At 54.0% G+C, this 950-nt stretch carries 1 protein-coding gene; it reads right to left on the bottom strand.

The features are described 5' to 3' along the window. The coding region (gene tuf / locus EAE92_RS24110; RefSeq protein ID WP_214069861.1) for an elongation factor Tu at positions 1–950 on the bottom strand (950 nt) is incomplete at both ends.

Here is a 950-nt window from a genome sequence, read left to right as displayed (position 1 = left end):
CCTTCACGGATAGCGAAGCGCAGACCCTGGTCCATTGCGATTGGCGCAATCAGGGTCACTTTCATCTGAATGTTATCGCCTGGCATCACCATTTCCACGCCTTCTGGCAGCTCGATTGTGCCGGTTACGTCAGTTGTACGGAAGTAGAACTGTGGACGGTAGCCTTTGAAGAATGGCGTATGACGGCCGCCTTCGTCTTTGCTCAGAATATAAACTTCTGATTCGAAAGTGGTGTGTGGCTTGATTGAACCCGGTTTGGCCAGTACCTGACCACGCTCGATTTCGTCACGTTTGGTACCACGCAGCAGAACGCCGACGTTCTCACCCGCACGGCCTTCGTCCAGCAGTTTGCGGAACATTTCTACGCCAGTACACGTGGTTTTCGTGGTGTCTTTGATACCCACGATTTCAACTTCTTCACCCACTTTAACAATACCGCGCTCTACACGACCGGTTACCACGGTACCACGGCCTGAAATCGAGAATACGTCTTCGATTGGCAGCAGGAATGGCTGGTCGATTGCACGCTCTGGTTCTGGGATGTAGCTGTCCAGGGCATCGGCCAGTTCAATGATCTTCGCTTCCCACTCGGCATCGCCTTCCAGCGCTTTCAGCGCAGAACCACGGATAACCGGGGTATCGTCGCCTGGGAAATCGTACTGAGACAGCAGCTCACGCACTTCCATCTCAACCAGTTCCAGCAGCTCTTCATCGTCTACCATGTCACATTTGTTCAGGAATACGATGATGTAAGGAACGCCTACCTGACGACCTAACAGGATGTGCTCACGAGTCTGCGGCATTGGGCCGTCAGTCGCGGCAACTACCAGGATTGCGCCGTCCATCTGAGCCGCGCCGGTGATCATGTTTTTCACATAGTCGGCGTGGCCTGGGCAGTCAACGTGCGCATAGTGGCGGCTTGGGGTGTCGTATTCTACGTGAGAAGTAGA

Origin of the sequence: Photorhabdus hainanensis (assembly GCF_018448965.1) — a bacterium.
In the GTDB taxonomy this organism is placed as follows: domain Bacteria; phylum Pseudomonadota; class Gammaproteobacteria; order Enterobacterales; family Enterobacteriaceae; genus Photorhabdus; species Photorhabdus akhurstii.
This window is presented reverse-complemented; position numbering and strand designations above follow the sequence as displayed.